The organism is Knoellia sp. 3-2P3, assembly GCF_029223115.1.
Taxonomy (GTDB): domain Bacteria; phylum Actinomycetota; class Actinomycetes; order Actinomycetales; family Dermatophilaceae; genus Pedococcus_A.
Map to the genome: position 1 here is coordinate 999,062 of NZ_JARGZE010000001.1, position 14,942 is coordinate 1,014,003.

At 72.2% G+C, this 14,942-nt stretch carries 18 protein-coding genes; 12 read left to right on the forward strand and 6 right to left on the reverse strand.

Going from position 1 to position 14,942, the window contains the following annotated elements; genetic code table 11:
• The first annotated feature begins 15 nt into the window (after positions 1-15).
• Positions 16-759: a phosphoglyceromutase gene (locus tag P0Y31_RS04835; protein ID WP_275866910.1), complete on the forward strand. Its 744-nt coding sequence runs from the start codon at positions 16-18 to the stop codon at positions 757-759.
• Positions 760-856: 97 nt separating this feature from the next.
• Here the strand turns inward: P0Y31_RS04835 and P0Y31_RS04840 are convergent, their stop codons facing one another.
• From P0Y31_RS04840 to phoU, 3 genes are all read right to left on the reverse strand, one after another.
• Positions 857-2,272: a hypothetical protein gene (locus tag P0Y31_RS04840; protein WP_275866911.1), complete on the reverse strand. Its 1,416-nt coding sequence runs from the start codon at positions 2,270-2,272 to the stop codon at positions 857-859.
• Entirely contained in the window at positions 2,269-2,790 is a 522-nt protein-coding gene (locus tag P0Y31_RS04845) for a SigE family RNA polymerase sigma factor (protein ID WP_275866912.1), read from the reverse strand. The genes P0Y31_RS04840 and P0Y31_RS04845 overlap by 4 nt, the downstream gene beginning before the upstream one ends.
• A 168-nt stretch (positions 2,791-2,958) precedes the next feature.
• Positions 2,959-3,651: a phosphate signaling complex protein PhoU gene (gene phoU, locus P0Y31_RS04850; protein WP_275806717.1), complete on the reverse strand. Its 693-nt coding sequence runs from the start codon at positions 3,649-3,651 to the stop codon at positions 2,959-2,961.
• A 183-nt stretch (positions 3,652-3,834) separates the two neighbouring features.
• Here phoU and P0Y31_RS04855 point away from each other — a divergent pair, with 183 nt between their 5' ends.
• Together P0Y31_RS04855 and P0Y31_RS04860 are read left to right on the forward strand one after the other, a co-directional pair.
• Positions 3,835-5,013: an ATP-binding protein gene (locus P0Y31_RS04855; RefSeq protein ID WP_275866913.1), complete on the forward strand. Its 1,179-nt coding sequence runs from the start codon at positions 3,835-3,837 to the stop codon at positions 5,011-5,013.
• Entirely contained in the window at positions 5,010-5,693 is a 684-nt protein-coding gene (locus tag P0Y31_RS04860) for a response regulator transcription factor (RefSeq protein WP_275866914.1), read from the forward strand. The genes P0Y31_RS04855 and P0Y31_RS04860 overlap by 4 nt, the downstream gene beginning before the upstream one ends.
• A 31-nt stretch (positions 5,694-5,724) precedes the next feature.
• On the opposite strand, the gene P0Y31_RS04865 is transcribed toward P0Y31_RS04860, so the two are convergent.
• Positions 5,725-6,201, reverse strand: a complete 477-nt coding sequence (locus P0Y31_RS04865) for a hypothetical protein (protein WP_275866915.1) — start codon at positions 6,199-6,201, stop codon at positions 5,725-5,727.
• A gap of 196 nt (positions 6,202-6,397) precedes the next feature.
• Between P0Y31_RS04865 and P0Y31_RS04870 the strand changes: the two genes are divergently transcribed.
• Together P0Y31_RS04870 and ispD are read left to right on the forward strand one after the other, a co-directional pair.
• Positions 6,398-6,880 (forward strand): CarD family transcriptional regulator, encoded by a 483-nt coding sequence (locus tag P0Y31_RS04870; protein WP_091758412.1) that lies wholly within the window; start codon positions 6,398-6,400, stop codon positions 6,878-6,880.
• On the forward strand, positions 6,877-7,560 hold the full coding sequence (ispD, locus tag P0Y31_RS04875) for a 2-C-methyl-D-erythritol 4-phosphate cytidylyltransferase (protein WP_275867111.1): 684 nt from the start codon (positions 6,877-6,879) through the stop codon (positions 7,558-7,560). The genes P0Y31_RS04870 and ispD overlap by 4 nt, the downstream gene beginning before the upstream one ends.
• Here the strand turns inward: ispD and P0Y31_RS04880 are convergent.
• The gene (locus P0Y31_RS04880) at positions 7,557-8,174 is read right to left on the reverse strand and encodes a GNAT family N-acetyltransferase (RefSeq protein ID WP_275866916.1); all 618 of its coding nucleotides are present in this window, start codon (positions 8,172-8,174) and stop codon (positions 7,557-7,559) included. The genes ispD and P0Y31_RS04880 overlap by 4 nt on opposite strands.
• Before the next feature lie 102 nt (positions 8,175-8,276).
• Here P0Y31_RS04880 and P0Y31_RS04885 point away from each other — a divergent pair, with 102 nt between their 5' ends.
• A complete protein-coding gene (locus tag P0Y31_RS04885) occupies positions 8,277-8,897 on the forward strand; it encodes a hypothetical protein (RefSeq protein WP_275866917.1) in 621 nt (206 codons plus the stop codon).
• Between the two features lie 24 nt (positions 8,898-8,921).
• On the forward strand, positions 8,922-9,416 hold the full coding sequence (gene ispF / locus P0Y31_RS04890; RefSeq protein ID WP_275866918.1) for a 2-C-methyl-D-erythritol 2,4-cyclodiphosphate synthase: 495 nt from the start codon (positions 8,922-8,924) through the stop codon (positions 9,414-9,416).
• Between the two features lie 70 nt (positions 9,417-9,486).
• On the opposite strand, the gene P0Y31_RS04895 is transcribed toward ispF, so the two are convergent.
• Positions 9,487-9,864 (reverse strand): hypothetical protein, encoded by a 378-nt coding sequence (locus P0Y31_RS04895; RefSeq protein ID WP_275866919.1) that lies wholly within the window; start codon positions 9,862-9,864, stop codon positions 9,487-9,489.
• A 219-nt stretch (positions 9,865-10,083) separates the two neighbouring features.
• Between P0Y31_RS04895 and P0Y31_RS04900 the strand changes: the two genes are divergently transcribed.
• The 5 genes from P0Y31_RS04900 (at position 10,084) to P0Y31_RS04920 (ending at position 14,908) form a co-directional block, all read left to right on the forward strand.
• Positions 10,084-11,169, forward strand: coding sequence for an S-(hydroxymethyl)mycothiol dehydrogenase (locus P0Y31_RS04900; protein ID WP_275866920.1), 1,086 nt, complete (start codon positions 10,084-10,086; stop codon positions 11,167-11,169).
• Between the two features lie 14 nt (positions 11,170-11,183).
• Complete coding sequence (locus P0Y31_RS04905; RefSeq protein ID WP_275867113.1) at positions 11,184-11,837, forward strand: MBL fold metallo-hydrolase; 654 nt, start codon at positions 11,184-11,186, stop codon at positions 11,835-11,837.
• A 176-nt stretch (positions 11,838-12,013) separates the two neighbouring features.
• On the forward strand, positions 12,014-13,456 hold the full coding sequence (cysS, locus tag P0Y31_RS04910; protein WP_275866921.1) for a cysteine--tRNA ligase: 1,443 nt from the start codon (positions 12,014-12,016) through the stop codon (positions 13,454-13,456).
• A gap of 9 nt (positions 13,457-13,465) precedes the next feature.
• Positions 13,466-14,446: a 23S rRNA (guanosine(2251)-2'-O)-methyltransferase RlmB gene (gene rlmB / locus P0Y31_RS04915; protein ID WP_275866922.1), complete on the forward strand. Its 981-nt coding sequence runs from the start codon at positions 13,466-13,468 to the stop codon at positions 14,444-14,446.
• 66 nt (positions 14,447-14,512) lie between these two features.
• Positions 14,513-14,908 (forward strand): hypothetical protein, encoded by a 396-nt coding sequence (locus P0Y31_RS04920; protein ID WP_275806754.1) that lies wholly within the window; start codon positions 14,513-14,515, stop codon positions 14,906-14,908.
• Positions 14,909-14,942: the final 34 nt, after the last annotated feature.

Below are 14,942 nucleotides of genomic sequence, written 5' to 3' on the forward strand. Positions count from 1 at the left end.
GCTAGCCTTGGCGCCATGACGGCATACACCCTCGTCCTGCTGCGCCACGGGCACTCCGACTGGAACGCCAAGAACCTGTTCACCGGCTGGGTCGACGTCGACCTCAACGACCAGGGCCGCGCCGAGGCGGTCCGCGGCGGCGAGCTGCTCAAGGAGAAGGGCGTCCTGCCGGACATCGTGCACACGTCGGTGCTGCGCCGGGCCATCAACACGGCCAACCTCGCCCTCGACGCCTGTGACCGCCACTGGATCCCGGTGCGCCGCGACTGGCGTCTCAACGAGCGGCACTACGGCGCGCTACAGGGCCTCGACAAGGCGGCGACGCGCGAGAAGTACGGCGACGAGCAGTTCATGCTGTGGCGCCGCTCGTTCGACACCCCGCCGCCGCCCATCGAGGTCGGCGCCGAGTACGACCAGTCCGGCGACCCGCGCTACGCCGGCATCGAGGTGCCGCGCACCGAGTGCCTCAAGGACGTCATCGCCCGGTTCATGCCCTACTGGGAGGGCCCGCTGCAGGACGACCTGCGCACCGGCCAGACCGTGCTCGTCGTCGCCCACGGAAACAGCCTGCGCGGCCTGGTCAAGCACCTCGACGGCATCAGCGACGAGGACATCGCGGCGCTGAACATCCCGACCGGCCAGCCGCTGGTCTACACCCTCGGCGAGGACTTCATGCCGACCAAGCCCGGCGAGTACCTCGACCCTGAGGCCGCCGCCGAGGCCGCCGCCGCGGTGGCCGCCCAGGGCCAGCGCCGCTGAGGCGCCCACCCCCACAACGGGACAGGCCCGGTATGCCGCCCACGCGGCACACCGGGCCTGCTCGTCTTCCCGCGGCGGGGGTCCGGGGGTCCGGCGGCTACCCGCCGGGCTGGACGTCGAACGGGTCGCCGGCGTTCGGCAGCTCGATCGGGAACGTGCCCTGCGACCGGCCCGACGCGTCGAAGGGCTCGACGGAGTAGTGCTGCCTGAACTCCGCGTCGGCGAGGTCGACCCGCGCCCGGCCCGCGCTGAGCACCGCGCCGGCGTCCGGCCACAGGCTGGGTGCCGACGACACCAGCGCCACCGAACCCGCACCCGGGGCGAAGATCTCGAGCACCGCGCCGGAGCCCGGGGCGCGGAGGCCTCCGACGACCACCGGCCGGTTCGCTGCCGTGGAGGCGTCGATCGGCACGGCGCTGGCGAGCTCGGTCGCGGAGCCGGAGCCGCCGGCGAACGACGACACCAGGATCACCGAGCGCAGGATGCCGCCGCCGGGAACGGTGGTGTCGCCGACGTAGAGGGTGTGGCTCGCGCCGGCCGCCGTGGCGTCGGTGACTCCCGACGCCCCCGCCGCCGCGGCGTCGACCGGGCCCGAGTAGCGCGTGGTCGTGGCCACCTGGTCGGCGGCCAGCCCGAGGCGCTGGGCCACCGACTCGCTCACCCCCTGCTCAGCGCGCTGCCGGAACACCTCGCCAGCGCAGTCCATGCAGATCCCCGCCCCCTCGGGCAGCGGCTGCCCCGTGGGCACGGTGCCCGCCGCGAGGGTGACCGGGCCGTCGTACCCCGCCACCTGCACGCGGTTGAGCGACAGGGGTGCCCGGGGCTGGGCCGTGCCCAGGCCGCCGGTCAGGCGCAGTGGCTGCCAGGTCCGCGAGACGGTGCCGTCGGGGCTGATCTCCACCCCGTCGGACAGCTGCGCCTCGCGCTCGCTGGGCCGGGTCAGCAGGACGAGCCGGCCGCCCCCGTCCGCCCCCTCGCGGAAGACGACGGCGTCCGCCGATGCTGCGGGCGCCTCGTGCTGCGTCGCGAGCTGGTCGGCCGAGGCGCCGCGCGGGCCGGAGGCGACCCTGAGCATGCCTGCGGGCATGCCCGGGTCCGCCGTCGGCACCCAGAAGACGACGACGCGGTTGCGCGTCAGGTCCTCGGCGTAGAGCGCGTTGCCCTCCGGTGCGACCGCTTTCGAGGCCGCCTCCACGAAGGCGGTGTCGCGGGCGAGTCCGCCGCGCGTCGGCCACGTCCGCATAGACTTCCAGAGTGCCGGGTCCGTCGGGACCGCGGCGACGGTCTGGTTGTCCCTCGCCGGGGGCGCCGTGCGGTCCTGCCCCTGACCGAGCAGCGGCACGGCCACCGCGACGGCCGCCACCACGGCCACGGCACCAGCAGCGACGCCGCGGCGACGGCGCCGGCTGGCCGCGATGGCTCCGGCCACCCGCTCGTAGGGGTCGTCGGCGCCCACCGCGACCTCGTCGGCGCGGGCCGCGAGGGCCTCGCGCAGCTGGCTCTCGATGCTCATGACAGGCTCCTCTCGCCCAGGCTGCGGGTCTCGGTGAGCACCGTGCGCAGCCGGGCCAGGCCACGCGAGGCCTGGCTCTTCACGGAGCCGGCCGACATGCCGAGGGCCGACGCCGTCTCGGCCTCGGACAGGTCGTCGAAGTAGCGCAGCACGATCACGGCCCGCATCCGCGGCGGGAGCTGGAGCACGGCCCGGGCGAGCTCGTCCCGCGTGTCCACAGCCCCGAACCCGTCGGACGGGGCGCGGTCGACGTGGGCCGGGATCTCGCCCAGGGTCTCCGCGACCCGGCGCCGCCGCCACCACGAGGTGGACTCGTTGACGAGCGCCGCCCGGGTGTACGCGTAGGGAGACTCCGCGCTCGCGATGTGCGGCCAGCGCCGGTGCACCTTCACCAGCGTCTGCTGCACCAGGTCCTCGGCGCGACCGCGGTCACCCGTGAGGAGGTAGGCGGTCCGCACCAGCGCGGGCCACCGCGCCTGCACGAACCGGCGGAACTCCTCTTCCGCTCCCGCATCCATCCGCTGCCTTCCCGCCGGTGTGGTCCCTGTGACTGGAGAGACGCCGGCAAGCATGGCGGAGGTTGAGAGCGCGCCGCGCCTTTCCCGGAACACGCGACAGGCCCGGTATGCCGTGCACACGGCATACCGGGCCTGTCCACCTCTGCGAGGTGGCGAAGGGCGACCGGGTCAGTCGGTCGCGTCGTCCTCCTGCTCCTCGTGGTCCATGCTCGTGATCCCCTCGTCCCACTCGCCGGTGACGAGGTAGATGACGCGGTGGCTGACAGTGACCGCCCAGTCGGCGAAGCGCTCGTAGTAGCGGCTGATCAGGGCGAGGTCGACGGCGGACTGCACGCCGTACTTCCACGGACCCTCCATGAGCCGGTTCAGCAGCTCGCGGTGCAGGTCGTCCATGGCGTCGTCGTCGCGGTCGAGCTCCGCAGCGGCCTTGACGTCCTTCGACGCGATCACCGAGCCGGCCTTGGCGACGATCTCGCCGGCGACGTTGCCCATCTGCACGATCTCGGAGCGCACCTCCGCGGGCACGGCCGTGTCCGGGTAGCGCAGGCGCGCCACCTTGGCGATGTGGCGGGCCAGGTCGCCCATGCGCTCGAGGTCGGAGCTCATCCGCATGCCCGTGACGATGATGCGCAGGTCGGTGGCGACGGGGTTCTGCCGGGCGAGCAGGTCGATGGCGAGCTCGTCGATCGCCTCGCGCATCGCGTCGACGGCCTTGTCGCCGTCGATGACCGTCTGGGCCAGCTGGATGTCGGCATCCAGCAGAGCGGTGGTGGCGCGCGACATGGCGGAGCCGACCAGCCTGGTCATCTCGACGAGCTGGTCGGAGATCTTGTCGAGGTCCTCGTGGAACGCGTGGCGCATGGGTGCTTGTCGTCCTTGGGTCGCAGGGTCGTCGCCAGGTGGTGGCAGCCGGGGTTCGTCGGTGCGAGGGTGGCACGGGGCTGTGAACGTGTGGGGGCCCCGAGATGAACATAAGGGAACCCCGGAGCGGGGGACAGCCCGCCGTGCTCATTGATGCCGTTTTCTGTGCGTACATTGAGTCTCGTGGACGTGGGAACCGCCGCCGTGCTGTCCGGCTTCGCCGGACTCGTCATCGGGGTGTTCGCCGTGCTCGCCGTGCGCTACTCCGAGCGGCAGATGCACGAGGTGCCCGAGCCGGAACAGCCGCCGGCACTGCCCGCAGGCGTCGGCGACGTGCTCGCGGTGCTCCGCTCGAGCGCCATCGTCGTCGACTCCTCCGACGCCGTGATCACCACCTCGCCGGCCGCGGTGTCCTACGGGCTGGTCCGCGGGCAGGAGCTCGCGCACGCCGAGCTGCGGGAGCTGGCCAGGCAGGTGCGCCGTGACGGGGTGATCCGCGAGGCCGAGCTCGAGCTGTCGCGCGGGCCGCTCGGCCGCGGGCGCGTCTTCATGCAGGCTCGGGTGGCGCCGCTGGGCAGCAGCCAGGTGCTCCTGCTGCTCGACGACCGCAGCGAGGCGCACCGCCTCGAGGAGGTCAGGCGTGACTTCGTGGTCAACGTCAGCCACGAGCTGAAGACCCCCGTGGGCGGGATCGGGCTGCTGGCCGAGGCGGTGGCCGATGCCAAGGACGACCCCGAGGCGGTGGAGCGGTTCGCGCGGCGCATGCAGGTCGAGGCGGCCCGGCTGAGCCACCTGGTCAAGGAGATCGTCGACCTCTCGCGCCTGCAGGTCGCCGACGTGCTGCACGAGCCCCGCCTGGTCGACATCAGCTCCGCCGTGCACGAGGCGCTCGAGCGCTCGCGGGTGGAGGCCGACGCCCGTCAGATCGAGCTGGCCGAGGCCGCCGAGCCCGACCTGAAGGTCTTCGGCGACGAGGAGCTGCTGGTCACCGCGGTGCGCAACCTGATCGGCAACGCCATCGCCTACTCCGACGAGGGGACCCGGGTGGCGGTGGGGGTCCGCCGGGCCGGGGACGCCGTCGAGATCAGCGTGGCCGACCGCGGGCACGGCATCCCCGAGAGCGAGCAGGGCCGGATCTTCGAGCGTTTCTACCGCGTGGACGCGGCACGGTCGCGGACGACCGGTGGCACCGGGCTCGGCCTGGCGATCGTCAAGCACATCTGCGCCAACCACGGCGGTGACGTCACCGTCTGGAGCCGGGAGGGCCGCGGCTCCACCTTCACCATCCGCCTCCCCGCGGCAGCCGACCGCTCCGGGGAGAACGGCTCGACCCACGACCCGCAACGAGAGGCCGCCGAATGACCCGCATCCTGGTGGTGGAGGACGAGGTCTCGTACTCCGACCCGCTGTCCTACCTGCTGAAGAAGGAGGGCTACGAGGTCTCGGTCGCAGAGACCGGCACGGAGGCGCTCGAGGAGTTCGACCGCGCCGGCGCGGACCTGGTGCTGCTCGACCTGATGCTCCCGGGGCTCAGCGGCACGGACGTGTGCCGTGCGCTTCGACAGCGCTCGAGCGTGCCGGTCATCATGCTCACCGCGAAGGACAGCGAGATCGACAAGGTCGTCGGCCTGGAGATCGGCGCCGACGACTACGTCACCAAGCCGTACTCGTCCCGCGAGCTGCTGGCCCGGATCAAGGCGGTCCTGCGCCGGCGTGCCGAGCCCGAGGAGCTGCTGCCGGCGACGCTGGAGGCCGGGCCGGTGCGGATGGACGTCGAGCGCCACGTGGTGACGGTCAACGGCGAGCAGGCCTCCATGCCGCTGAAGGAGTTCGAGCTGCTGGAGATGCTGCTGCGCAACACCGGCCGGGTGCTGACCCGGATGCAGCTCATCGACCGGGTCTGGGGCAGCGACTACGTCGGCGACACCAAGACCCTCGACGTCCACGTGAAGCGGCTGCGGGCCAAGATCGAGCCGGACCCCGGGAACCCGCGCCACATCGTGACCGTGCGCGGTCTGGGCTACAAGTTCGAGTCCGACTGAACCGAGGCCGACCGGGCTGGGGAGGGGACGGTCAGGGGGCGAGGGTCTCGTAGTAGCCCTCGGGCGTGACCACCGGCACCTCCACGATGTTGCTGCCGGCGGCCTGGGTGCTCACCTGCAGCGTGGCCACCGCACCCGGCTTGGCCGTCACGGGGGTCAGCGTGACCGGGGTCTGTGTGGACAGGGACTCGTCGGCGTAGGCCGGCACCTGGATGCTCGCGTTCGCGCCCCCCTCGCCGGCGAAGGTGACGGTCACCGGCTCGCCGGCACGGTTGACCACATGACCCGAGAGCGTGCCCGCGCCGCCCTCGGTCTCCGAGACGACCACGAGGTTGCGGATCTGCACCTGCTCGAGGTCGACCGGCACGCCGTCGCCGGGGATGTACGGCTCGTCGGTCTGGATCGGGTTGGTCACCTGGCACCCGGCCAGCCCGAGCGCGGCCGCGGCAGCTGCCAAGGGCACGAGACGGCGGGCGACACGGGCAGGAGAAAGGGTTCGGCGCATCACGGGTGACAGCGTACCGGGGACCGCATTCGCAACGCGCACCCGTGCGCGTTGCACGACACAGCCGCGTCTGTCAAGAGCGTCCCACGGAGGAATTTCCGGCGAAAAGAGGCTCTGACCTGCGGAAACGTCGAAGGCTCAAGTTCCTCTGGAGGGCGCGTCGTGTTATTCTGGAGGTCGCGAAAGGGGAAAACAGCACATGGTTTTCAAGGTCGGCGAAACGGTCGTGTACCCGCACCACGGGGCTGCACTGATCGAAGAAATCAACACCCGCACGATCAAGGGCGAGGACAAGCTCTACCTGAAGCTCAAGGTGGCTCAGGGTGATCTGACCATCGAGGTCCCTGCCGAGAACTGCGATCTCGTGGGCGTCCGCGACGTCGTCGGCCAGGACGGGCTCGACAAGGTCTTCGAGGTTCTCCGGGCTCCGCACACCGAGGAGCCCACCAACTGGTCGCGCCGCTACAAGGCGAACCTCGAGAAGCTGGCTTCCGGCGATGTCATCAAGGTGGCCGAGGTCGTCCGCGACCTGTGGCGCCGCGACAAGGACCGCGGCCTGTCCGCCGGTGAGAAGCGCATGCTGGCCAAGGCCCGCCAGATCCTCGTCTCCGAGCTGGCCCTGGCGGAGAAGACCAACGAGGACAAGGCCGAGGCCATCCTCGACGAGGTCCTCGCCTCCTGAGCGTCGCTGTCGTCCTCGTTGCAGGAGGACAGGGCACTCGGCTCGGCGCTGCTGAGCCAAAGGCATTTGTGACACTGAACGGCGAGCCGCTGCTCGGGCATGCCCTGAGCCGCGCGCTCGCCGTTCGTGCTGTCGGCCACGTGGTGGTGGTCGCGCCGCAGACCCACCTCGACGCGGCCCGGGCGGTCGCCGACGCCACGGCCCGGCCCGAGGTCGTCGACGTCGTGGCCGGGGGCGCCGAGCGCACGGCCTCGGTCGCCGCGGGTCTGGCGGCGTTGCGCCCTGACGACGACGTCGTCCTCGTGCACGACGCGGCCCGGGCTCTCGCGCCGGCCGAGCTCTTCGAGTCGGTCATCGCCGCGGTCGAGGCGGGCAACCCGGCCGTGGTGCCAGGACTCCCGGTCGCCGACACCGTCAAGACGGTCGACGGCGACGGCCGCGTGCGGGGAACGCCCGATCGTGACCATCTCCGGGCGGTGCAGACGCCCCAGGGTTTCACGCGCACGCTGCTCCAGCGGGCGCACGCCGGCGGCGCGTCGGCCAGCGACGACGCCGGGCTGGTCGAACGTCTCGGCGAGCCCGTCGTCGTCGTGCCCGGCGACTCCCGCGCCATGAAGGTGACCACGCCCCACGACCTGGCGGTCGCGGCGGTCTACCTGCGCGAGGAGCGCCAGGGCTAACCGGGGCGGCGGGCCGTGCGCTCGTGCTCCTTCAGCACGGCGCACACCTCGTCCCACGGGGCCACGGGGTCGCGAGGCAGGTCGGGCTCGAGCACCGAGTGCCAGCCGTCGAGCATGCGGCCCTTGTGGTCGAGCAGGGCCGGGACGAGCTGCGGCACCGGGAAGCCGTTGCGCCAGGCGGCCTTGTAGCTGGCGTAGTTGCCCACGTTGGCCTGCCAGGCCACCAGCTCCCACCCGAGGTCGGTGAAGGCGTGGTCGAGGACCAGCCCCACGGCCTCCGACATCACGCCGAGTCCGCGCACGCGGGGGTGGGTGACGAACCCGATGTTGCCGCTGCTGTGTCCCGGCTCGCGGCTCCACGCCCGCAGGTCGATGGTGCCCGCGTAGGCACCCTCGCGCTCGATGGCCCAGGAGATCTGCTTCTCGGACTGCTGCATGATCTCGGCGAGGTACTCCCGACCCATGTCCTCGGTGTAGGGCGTGGGCACGGTCGTCCACCGGATGCTGTCGGGGTCGGCGCAGCGCTCGACGATCGGCCCGAGGTCGGCGTCCACGTGCGGGCGCAGGGTCACGGTGGGGCCGGTGAGGACGGGGATCGCCAGGGGCTCGCTCATGCGGCTGCAGGCTATCGGCGTGGCGCTGGGTGGTGCGACCACGTTTCCGGCCGTCTGCCGGAAACGTGGCCGGCCCGGTCGCCAGCCGCCATGCTGTGCTCTGTGCGCGCAGCCGGGGGCCTGACCAGGCGGGTGTGGTTCGCCCTCGCCCTGGCGACCCTTTCCTCCCTCACCGGGTGCACCGACGGGCCTTCGCCCGTCGAGAAGGGCGCTGCGGCGCTCGCCGCCCTCGGGGCGCCCTCCGCGTCGTGGGTCGTGGAGGACCCCAGCGCCCCGCAGTCACTGCTGGCCCCGTCTTCTGGCGAGGGGCCGCCCCCCAGCGTCCTGCGGCTGGGTCGTGCCGTCGTGCACCTCGACCCGGCGAAGGACCCCACCTCGGCGACGGTCGCGTGGCGCCGAACGGTGCCGGCTGGGGGGCTCCCTCGGGCCTGTGCCGAGGTGCGGGCCTGGGCCGAGCAGGCCCAGACCCGCTTCGGCCTGGCCGTCGCGCCCCGCGAGGTCGAGCAGTCCTGCCTCGAGGGCGTGCCGCAGGCACCCGTGGACAACGACCTGCGCATCGTTGGCTCGGGCGCCAGTGCGTATGCCGCCGTGCCCGGCGCGCCGGGTCGCCAGCGCCACCTGTTCTGGGCGTACGCCCGCTCGGAAGGCCCCTCGGAGTCGGCTCCGGAGCTGCGGCGGCACACCCTGCTGACCTCGGTCACGTACGACTACGCAGCCGACTGATCGGCTGGTGGTTGGATGGCGCCCATGAGGCAGACCGGTATGCCGCGGGTGGGCGTGGGCGTCGACGTGCACGCCTTCGCACCAGAGGGCAGCGCGCGCGAGCTGTGGTTGGCCGGGCTGCTCTGGCCGGGGGAGCGCGGGCTCGAGGGCCACTCGGACGCCGACGTGGCCGCGCACGCCGCCTGTGACGCACTGTTCTCGGCCGCCGGCATCGGTGACCTCGGCGCACACTTCGGGACCTCGCGGCCGGAGCTGGCCGGGGCGTCGGGTGTCGCGCTGCTCGCGGAGGCGGCTCGCCTGGTCCGTGAGGCCGGCTTCGAGATCGGGAACGTCGCGGTTCAGGTCGTCGGCAACCGCCCCAAGATCGGCACGCGCCGCGAGGAGGCCCAGGCCGCCCTCGAGGCGGCGTGCGGCGCGCCGGTGTCGGTCAGTGGCACCACCACCGACGGGCTCGGCCTCACCGGCCGTGGTGAGGGAGCCGCGGCGATCGCGACCGCCCTGGTCCACCCGGTCGGGTGACGACCGGCAGGGAGAGGGGGCCGGTGCGGTGCACCGGCCCCTCGTTGCGCAGGGCCGCGTCGCCTGGGCCTCAGTGGGCGTGGGGCCCGGCGTGGGCGTGGACCAGCCCCGCGTGGTCGGCGACCTCGAAGGCGTAGACCAGCAGGATCGAGCCCATGAAGACCGCGAGGAGGACCTCGGCGGCGGCCGTCTCGGCCAGCAGCAGCGCGGCCAGGCCCAGGCTCATCGACACGATCGCTGCCACACCCTCACCGGCGCCGACGCGGTCGTCGGCGTTGCCGCTCTGGAGCACCAGGAAGGCGATGGCTCCCAGCACGAGGCCGACCGCGGACATGCCGCGCGCGTCCTCGATGAAGGGCATCTCGTCGTACACCAGGTAGCCGACGTACGGCACCGCGATGGCCACGATGAGCAGGGAGGCGATGGCGTCCCGGAATGTCAGCTTCATCAGTACACCTCCTTCCAACGGCCTCAGGCTGCGCCCACCCCGTGCCGCCGGGGAGAGCCGAAGGGCCCCTCTCCGGGCGGTGTGGTGGTTCCGCGGGTGGAGCAGGTGTTCCCAGCCCCGAGAAGCGGTCTGCCTCGGCCCAGCTGCGCCCGCGCCGGGGCTCGGCACGGGCCGTAGGGTGGCGGCATACCGACCCCTGGCCCACCCGAGGAGGACCGCATGCCCCAGACCGTCAAGGGAGTCATCGCCCGCAGCAAGGACGCCGACGTCGAGGTGGTCGACGTCGTGGTGCCCGACCCGGGACCGGGTGAGGCCGTCGTCAAGGTGCACACCTGCGGGGTGTGCCACACCGACCTGCACTACAAGCAGGGCGGTATCAACGACGAGTTCCCCTTCCTGCTCGGCCACGAGGCGGCCGGCATCGTCGAGGCGGTCGGCGAGGGCGTGACCGACGTGGCACCCGGCGACTTCGTCATCCTCAACTGGCGAGCGGTCTGCGGCCAGTGCCGCGCCTGCCAGAAGGGCAAGCCGTGGTACTGCTTCGCCACGCACAACGCCAAGCAGAAGATGACCCTCACCGACGGCACCGAGCTGAGCCCGGCGCTGGGGATCGGGGCGTTCATCGAGAAGACCCTCGTCGCCGCGGGCCAGTGCACCAAGGTCGACCCCGAGGCCGACGCCGCCGCGGTCGGCCTGCTCGGCTGCGGCGTGATGGCCGGCTTCGGCGCGGCTGTCAACACCGGCGGCGTGGGCATGGGCGACTCGGTCGCCGTCATCGGCTGCGGCGGCGTGGGCAACGCGGCCATCGCGGGGGCCCAGCTCGCCGGCGCGACGACCATCGTGGCCGTCGACATCGACGACGAGAAGCTCGACGCCGCAAGGCGTTTCGGCGCCACCCACACCGTGAACAGCACCAAGACCGACCCGGTGGAGGCCATCAAGGAGGCGACCGGCGGGTTCGGCGCCGACGTCGTGGTCGAGGCGGTCGGCCGGCCCGAGACCTACGAGCAGGCGTTCTACGCCCGCGACCTCGCCGGCACCGTGGTGCTGGTCGGCGTCCCGACGCCCGAGAAGCAGGTGACCCTGCCGATGATCGAGATCTTCGGCCGCGGCGGTGCGCTGAAGTCGAGCTGGTACGGCGACTGCCTGCCGAGCCGCGACTTCCCCATGCTGGTCGACCTCTACCGCCAGGGCCGCTTCGACCTCGACGCCTTCGTCACCGAGCGCATCGGCCTCGGCGACGTCGAGAAGGCGTTCGAGAAGATGGAGCGCGGCGAGGTGCTCCGCTCGGTGGTGGTCCTGTGAGCGACACCGCCGGTATGCCGGACCTCGCACCGTCCAAGGGCGGCGTGCGGGTCGAGCGGCTGGTCACCTCGGGCACCTTCGAGCTCGACGGCGGCTCGTGGGAGGTCGACAACAACGTCTGGATCGTGGGCGACGACAAGGAGTGCGTGGTCATCGACCCGGCGCACGACGCCCGCCGGATCGTGAAGTCGATCCCGCGCGAGCGGAAGGTGGTGGGCGTGCTGTGCACCCACGCGCACAACGACCACATCAACGGGGTCGGCGAGGTGTGCGACGCGACCCGTGCGCCGGCATACCTGCACCCGGAGGACCGGGTGCTGTGGGACCAGCTCTACCCGGTGACCCCCGACCGTGAGCTGAAGGACGGCGACGTCATCACCGTCGGCGACGTCGACCTGCACGTCATCCACACCCCGGGGCACTCGCCGGGCGCCTGCTGCTTCTACGCCCCGGAGCTGGGCGTGCTCTTCAGCGGGGACACCCTGTTCAACGGCGGACCCGGCGCGACGGGGCGTTCCTACAGCGACTTCCCCACGATCATCGACTCGATCCGCGACAAGCTGCTGAGCCTGCCCGACGAGACGGTGGTGCTGACCGGTCACGGCGACTCGACGGTGATCGCGGCGGAGGCGCCCCACCTGCAGGAGTGGGTCGACCGCGGCCACTGAGCCCGAGCCTTCCTGCAGCAACCTCTGCTAGCACGAGTTGCTGCCGGGCACCCACGTTGCTGCATGCCCCTGCGGCAGCAACCTCTGCTGAGCCAGCGCCGAGCGATGGGCTTGGGGCCGGGTGAGCCTGCTGCTCGTTTAGTCCGGGGGACGCACCCGCGGGTAACCTTGCGCGCGTGAGCCTCCGCCTGTTCGACACCGCCGCGCGCCAGCTGCGCGACTTCACCCCCCTGGTGCCCGGTCAGGTGGGGATCTACATCTGTGGGCTCACGACCCAGAGCGCCCCGCACATCGGTCACGTCCGCTTCGCCGTCGCCTTCGACGTGCTGCGTCGGTGGCTCGAGGGCCGTCACGGCTACCAGGTCACCCTGGTGCGCAACGTCACCGACATCGACGACAAGATCCTGGCCAAGTCGGCGGAGGCTGGCGAGCCGTGGTTCGCGCTGTCGTACCGCAACGAGATCGAGACGGCCAGGGCGCTCGACCTGCTCGGCGTGCTGCCCCCGACCTACGAGCCCCGCGCCACCGGCCACGTGCCCGAGATGGTCGAGCTCATGCAGGTGCTCATCGAGAAGGGCCACGCCTACCCGGCTCCCGACGGCAGCGGTGACGTCTACTTCGACGTGCGCAGCTTCCCGGAGTACGGCTCGCTGACCCACCAGAAGATCGAGGACATGGCGGCGGCCGAGGACGCCGACCCGCGTGGCAAGCGCGACCCCCGCGACTTCGCGCTGTGGAAGGGCCGCAAGGAGACCGAGCCGGTGAGCGCCTCCTGGCCCACCCCCTTCGGTGTGGGACGACCGGGCTGGCACCTCGAGTGCTCGGCGATGGCCCGCAAGTACCTCGGCGACGCCTTCGACATCCACGGCGGCGGCGTCGACCTGCGCTTCCCCCACCACGAGAACGAGCAGGCCCAGTCGCGCGCCGCGGGGCTGGACTTCGCGAACTTCTGGCTCCACAACGCCTGGGTCACCGTCGCCGGCGAGAAGATGAGCAAGTCGCTCGGCAACTCGCTCGTCGTCAGCGAGGTCACGAAGGTCGCCCGCCCGCTGGCGGTCCGCTACTACCTCACGGCGGCGCACTACCGCTCGACGATCGAGTACCACGAGGGCTCCCTCCAGGAGGCCGACACCGCCGTCGAGCGCATCGACGGCTTCCTGCGCCGGGCGATGCGCTCGCTGAACGGCACCGCCGACAACACCCCCGACCACAGCCGCGTCCCGGAGGCCTTCGCGGAGGCGATGGACGACGACCTCAACGTCTCGGGTGCGCTCGCGGTGGTGCACGAGACGGTGCGCGCGGGCAACACGGCGCTCGACGACGGTGACGACGAGGGCGTGGCGGAGGCCTTCGCCCAGGTCGTGGCGATGACCGACCTGCTCGGCGTCAACCCGCTCGACCCGCGCTGGGACGGTGGCGCCTCCAACGGCGGCAACGAGGCCCAGCTGGCCCTTGACGCCCTTGTCGGGGCGCAGCTCGAGGCGCGCGCTGCCGCCCGGGCGGCCCGCGACTTCGCGACGGCCGACGCCATCCGCGACCAGCTGAACGCGGTCGGCATCCACATCGAAGACACCGCCTCGGGTGCGACCTGGTCGCTCGCCCGGCGCACCGAAGGCTGAGAGGCACACATGGCAGGCAACTCCCAGCGCCGAGGGGCGATCCGCAAGGGCGCCTCCAAGAAGGGCGCCACCGTCGGGTCGGGCGGTCAGCGTCGCCGCGGACTCGAGGGCAAGGGCCCGACGCCCAAGGCCACCGAACGGCCGCACCACAAGGCACACAAGATGGCCAAGGCCGCTGACAAGCGGACCGGCGCGTCCCGCCCCGGCCAGGGCCGTTCGGGAGGACGGCGATCCAAGGCCTCGAGCGAGATGGTGGCCGGCCGCAACTCCGTCGTGGAGGCGCTGCGTGCCGACGTGCCGGTGGCGACGATGTACGTCGCCGGCCGCATCGACGCCGACGACCGCGTGCGCGAGGCGCTCAAGATCGCCACCGAGCGCGGCATCGCGATCCTGGAGACCCCGCGCGGGGAGCTCGACCGGCTCACCGACGGCGCGGTCCACCAGGGCCTGGCGCTGCAGGTGCCGCCCTACGAGTACGCGCACCCGTCCGACTTCATCGACCCCGAGGCGCCGGGCATCCCGCTGGTCGTGGCCCTCGACGGCATCACCGACCCGCGCAACCTCGGCGCGATCATCCGGTCGGTGGCGGCCTTCGGCGGTCACGGGGTCGTCGTCCCCGAGCGGCGGTCGGTGGGCATGACCGCCAGTGCCTGGAAGACCTCGGCCGGTGCCGCCGCCCGGGTGCCGGTGGCCCTGGCCTCCAACCTCACCCGCAGCCTCGAGGACTTCCGCAAGGCCGGCTTCTTCATCCTCGGCCTCGACATGGACGGCGACGTCGCCCTGCCGGAGCTGGCGCTCGCCACCGAGCCGCTCGTGGTCGTGGTGGGCTCGGAGGGCAAGGGTCTGTCCCGTCTGGTCGGCGAGACGTGTGACCAGATCGTCTCGATCCCCATGTCGTCGGCCGTGGAGTCGCTCAACGCGGGCATCGCGACGGGCGTGACCCTCTACGAGATCGCCCGGCGACGCGCGGCCGGGGCAACCCGCTCATAAGGGGAGGATTCCGCTAGCGTTCGCTGCAGTCGCGCCCAAGGGGGAGCGCCAGCGAAAGGGAACCGCATGTCCGACTCCGGCTCCACGCCGCCTCCGCCGCCCGGTGGCGGGGGTTACCCGCCGCCTCCCGGTGGCGGCGGCTACTCCGCACCGCCGCCCGCCCCGGGCTACGTCGAGGGGTCCGGCCCGATGGGTCCGCGCGAGCACCCCAAGGGCACCCTGATCCTCATCCTCGGCATCCTGTCGATCGTCTGCGTCCAGCTGCTCGGCCCGGTCGCGTGGATCATGGGCAACAACGCGATCCGCGAGATCGACGCCAACCCCGGTGCCTACTCCAACCGTGGCACGGTCAACGCGGGCCGGATCTGCGGCATCATCGGCACCATCTTCCTGGTGCTCGGCCTCATCACGTGGGTCATCCTCATCGCCACCGGCGCGATGACGGCCAACTCCAACGCCTGACGCCCGGCTCAGCCCGATGGCTGTTGCCCGTGCG

Coding starts and splice junctions, on each gene's coding strand:
- P0Y31_RS04880 (WP_275866916.1), bottom strand. CDS start 8,174: ATGAGCGAGCCCCTGGCGATCCCCGTCCTCACCGGCCCCACCGTGACC.
- P0Y31_RS04870 (WP_091758412.1), top strand. CDS start 6,398: ATGGTTTTCAAGGTCGGCGAAACGGTCGTGTACCCGCACCACGGGGCT.
- P0Y31_RS04835 (WP_275866910.1), top strand. CDS start 16: ATGACGGCATACACCCTCGTCCTGCTGCGCCACGGGCACTCCGACTGG.
- P0Y31_RS04895 (WP_275866919.1), bottom strand. CDS start 9,864: ATGAAGCTGACATTCCGGGACGCCATCGCCTCCCTGCTCATCGTGGCC.
- P0Y31_RS04840 (WP_275866911.1), bottom strand. CDS start 2,272: ATGAGCATCGAGAGCCAGCTGCGCGAGGCCCTCGCGGCCCGCGCCGAC.
- P0Y31_RS04845 (WP_275866912.1), bottom strand. CDS start 2,790: ATGGATGCGGGAGCGGAAGAGGAGTTCCGCCGGTTCGTGCAGGCGCGG.
- rlmB (WP_275866922.1), top strand. CDS start 13,466: ATGGCAGGCAACTCCCAGCGCCGAGGGGCGATCCGCAAGGGCGCCTCC.
- ispF (WP_275866918.1), top strand. CDS start 8,922: ATGAGGCAGACCGGTATGCCGCGGGTGGGCGTGGGCGTCGACGTGCAC.
- P0Y31_RS04860 (WP_275866914.1), top strand. CDS start 5,010: ATGACCCGCATCCTGGTGGTGGAGGACGAGGTCTCGTACTCCGACCCG.
- P0Y31_RS04920 (WP_275806754.1), top strand. CDS start 14,513: ATGTCCGACTCCGGCTCCACGCCGCCTCCGCCGCCCGGTGGCGGGGGT.
- phoU (WP_275806717.1), bottom strand. CDS start 3,651: ATGCGCCACGCGTTCCACGAGGACCTCGACAAGATCTCCGACCAGCTC.
- P0Y31_RS04905 (WP_275867113.1), top strand. CDS start 11,184: ATGCCGGACCTCGCACCGTCCAAGGGCGGCGTGCGGGTCGAGCGGCTG.
- P0Y31_RS04900 (WP_275866920.1), top strand. CDS start 10,084: ATGCCCCAGACCGTCAAGGGAGTCATCGCCCGCAGCAAGGACGCCGAC.